Here is a 3,171-nt window from a genome sequence, read left to right as displayed (position 1 = left end):
ACATCGGCCGCGAATACGCGCATGACCTGGTCTATGACATCTGCCGCGCGGCCCTGCAGCAAAAGCGCCCGCTGATCGACCTGCTGGCCGAGCACCCCGAAATCAACAAGCATGTGACGCGTGAGCAGCTGGCGTCTTTTTGCGATCCGATGAACAACCTGGGCCAGGCCGGTGTCATGGTGGACCGGGTGCTCAATTCAATCAAGGCCTGATCATTCAGCCGAGATTTTCCGCTCGCGAACCACCTTGCCCCAGGTTGCGGACTCGCTGGCCATGAAACGGGCCAGCTCATCGCGCGTGCCTGGCTGCGGGGTCAGGCCGTGCTTGAGAAGCTGCTCGCGCACATCGGGCGCGTTGAGCACCTTGACCAGCTCCAGGTTCCATCGGTCCAGCAGCGGTTTGGGGATCTTGCTGGAGGCGACGAAGGCATACCAGTTGGTGGCATTGAAACCGGGGTAGCCGGATTCGGCGATTGTTGGCACATTGGGCATGAAGGCCGGCCGGCCCAGGCCGGTGGTGGCCAGCGGGATCAGCTTGCCCGATTCAATGTGCGGACCGGCGGTGGCGGGGGTGGAATAGTAGGACGCGATCCGGCCGCCCAGCAGGTCCTGCAGCGCGGGCGCCCCGCCCTTGTAGGGAATGTGAACCGTTTCGATGCCGGCCCGGGCGTTGAACAGTTCCCCGGCCAGGTGCGAGGCCGACCCAGCGCCGGTGGAGGCGAAATCCAGGCTGCCGGGTTTCTTTTTGGCCAGCGCCACAAACTCGGCCAGGGTCTTGACGCCGACGCCCGCATGCACCACCAGCACGTTGGGAAAGTTCACGCCCATGGTGATGGGCGCCAGGTCGCGCACCGGGTCGTAGCCCAGCTTCATCATGTGCGGCGCAATCGTCAGCGGCCCGATCGAGCCAAACAGCAGCGTCGCGCCATCGCCCGGGGCCGTGGCGACGAACTGGTGGGCAATGTTGCCGCCCGCGCCGGGCTTGTTGTCCACGATCACCGTCTGGCCGATGTTCTCGCCCAGTTTTTTCGCGATCAGGCGTGCGGCGGCGTCGGCAGCGCCGCCGGCCGCAAAGCCGACGACCAGGGTCACCGGTTTTTTGGGTGGAAAGTCCTGCGCCTGCGCAGGCAGGGTGAATGCAGGCCACAGGGCCAGTGCGGCGAAGGCTTGAAGCAGTGGGCGTTTTTTCATCGTGTTCTCCGTTTTTTTGCAGGTAAAAATTCAGTCGGCGCCCAGCCCGACGGGGTTGGGTTGGCGTTTTTCGACCGCATGGCGCAGCAGCGCGGCGGTGCGGAAAATGCCGTGGGCAAACTTGCCGTAGGGCAGCGTGGCAAACAGCGCCATCACCACGCCCAGATGGACGGCCAGCAAGGCCGCCAGCGCCGGGGTACCGCGCGCCAGCCACAGCGCCAGGCCGCTCAGGCTGGTGAAGAACAGCAGCGCGATGAAGCCGAGGTCCATCGGCTTTTGGGCCGCGTCGCCGTGCTGCGGGTGGCGCCTCAAATTCAGCCAAAATAGCCCCGCCGTGCCCAGCAACAGGCTCACGCCGCCCGCCGCGCCCAGCAGCTTGGGCAGGCTGGGCAGGTCGTAAGGCGCTGACCAGCCGAAGGCGTAGTGGTACACCGTGGCCAGGCTGGTGGCGGCAAAGCACAGCATGAAGCCGTAAAACGTCAGGTGATGGGCGCGCCGCCGCGACAGGGTGAAGGCGTCGTCTTCGTTGTTGCAGCCCTCGCCGTGGCCGCCATCGAGGTATTTCAGCCGCAGCACGTCGCCGGTCGCCTCGGCCGCCGCTGGCGAGGTGAGCGGCAGGCCCGAGGTCGCCGGCGTCACGTCGCGCCAGAAGCGCCGCACGCCCAGGCCAAGCGCCAGCACGGCCCACAGGAACACCGGCGCAAACATGCCGACCAGCAAGTTGTGCGGGAACAAGTTGTAGAAGTTGCCGCGCAGGCCGCCGCCCCACAGCGTGCCGTTGAGCGCCAGCGCCAGCAGCAAAAAAATCGCCAGCCCGGCGGCGAGCGCCAGTGACAGGCTCAAGCCGTTGCGCTGGTAGAGCCGGCCCAGCGCCGGCGGCCAGGCGTAGTCCACATAGGTCTGGACCCGCACCTGGGCCATGGCTTGCGGCACGTTGACGGCAAACTCGTGCGGCGGTGCGTACTGGCAGGCGTGCAGGCAGGCGCCGCAGTTGTGGCACAGGTTGGACAGGAAGTGGATGTCGGCCTTGCCGAATTCGAGCCGGCGCGTCATGGCCGGGAACACGGCGCAAAAGCCTTCGCAGTAGCGGCAGGCATTGCAGATCTGCATCTGCCGCGCGACCTCGGCTTCTGGCGCGCTGAGCACGATGGGGCTGGCCCATCCACCATTGGCCAGCGCCACGGCGTCGCGCGTCAAGGCTTCAAGCTGCTGCATGATGTACTCCTGATTTCATAGCTGCCTGCGCAGACTGGACGCCCGCAATGCGGCCAAAAGCCGTTCCAATCGACATGCCGACGCCGGCGGTGTAGCCTTGGCCCAGCACATTGCCAGCCATCATTTCGCCGGCGACGAACAGGTTGTCGCTGGGCACGCCGCCAAAGCGCACGGCGGCCGTGTCGTCGGTGTGCAGGCCCAGATACGTGAAGGTCACGCCGGGTTTGAGCGCGTAGCCGTAGTAAGGGCCCGTGTCGATCGGGCGCGCCCAGTGCGTCTTGGCGGGTGTGATGCCTTCGGTATGGCAGTCGTCCATCGCGGTGTGGTCGAAGTTGCCGACGCGGCAGGCGGCGTTGTAGGCGTTGAGCGTGCGCATGAAGATGTCCACGGGCAGGCCGAGCTTTTGCGCCAGCTCGGGCAGGCTGTCGGCCTTGACGCCTGGGAACACGGGCGGCATGAAGCGGCCAATGGCCTTGCTGTCGATGATCGAATAGCCGATTTGCCCCGGCTGCTGCGCCACCAGGCGGCCCCAGATCGCGTAGCGTTTGGGCCAGAAGTCCTCGCCTTCGTCGTAGAAGCGCTCGGCCTCGCGGTTCACCACCACGCCCAGCGACACGCAGTCGATGCGCGTGCAGATGCCGCCGTCGTACAGCGGCGCGCGCGCGTCTATGGCCACCATGTGCGCCTGCGTCGGGTCGCCAATGCGGTCGGCGCCGTGGTCGTCGAGCAGGTGCCTGAGCAGCACGCCTTTGTTGTAGGCCGTGCC

Annotated in this window: 3 protein-coding genes and 1 pseudogene; 1 reads left to right on the top strand and 3 read right to left on the bottom strand. The window is 66.3% G+C overall.

The features are described from left to right. A pseudogene (locus RMO23_RS13920) lies at nucleotides 1–212 on the top strand (3-carboxy-cis,cis-muconate cycloisomerase); the annotation flags it as partial. Here RMO23_RS13920 and RMO23_RS13915 read toward each other — a convergent pair. The 3 genes from RMO23_RS13915 to tcuA form a co-directional block, all read right to left on the bottom strand. After that, entirely contained in the window at nucleotides 213–1,190 is a 978-nt protein-coding gene (locus RMO23_RS13915) for a tripartite tricarboxylate transporter substrate binding protein (RefSeq protein WP_309682644.1), read from the bottom strand. Between the two features lie 30 nt (nucleotides 1,191–1,220). Beyond that, nucleotides 1,221–2,405: a tricarballylate utilization 4Fe-4S protein TcuB gene (gene tcuB, locus RMO23_RS13910; protein ID WP_309682640.1), complete on the bottom strand. Its 1,185-nt coding sequence runs from the start codon at nucleotides 2,403–2,405 to the stop codon at nucleotides 1,221–1,223. Beyond that, the coding region (gene tcuA / locus RMO23_RS13905; protein WP_309682638.1) for an FAD-dependent tricarballylate dehydrogenase TcuA at nucleotides 2,392–3,171 on the bottom strand (780 nt) is incomplete at its 5' end. The genes tcuB and tcuA, both read right to left, overlap by 14 nt.

Source organism: Polaromonas sp., assembly GCF_031411155.1.
GTDB lineage: Bacteria > Pseudomonadota > Gammaproteobacteria > Burkholderiales > Burkholderiaceae_C > Polaromonas.
The sequence above is the reverse complement of the archived record's forward strand: the minus strand, read 5'-3'. Positions and strand labels throughout refer to the sequence as shown.

What these genes read in the sequence shown, in the direction of transcription:
- RMO23_RS13915 (WP_309682644.1), bottom strand. Translation starts at nt 1,190, where the DNA reads ATGAAAAAACGCCCACTGCTTCAAGCCTTCGCCGCACTGGCCCTGTGG.
- tcuB (WP_309682640.1), bottom strand. Translation starts at nt 2,405, where the DNA reads ATGCAGCAGCTTGAAGCCTTGACGCGCGACGCCGTGGCGCTGGCCAAT.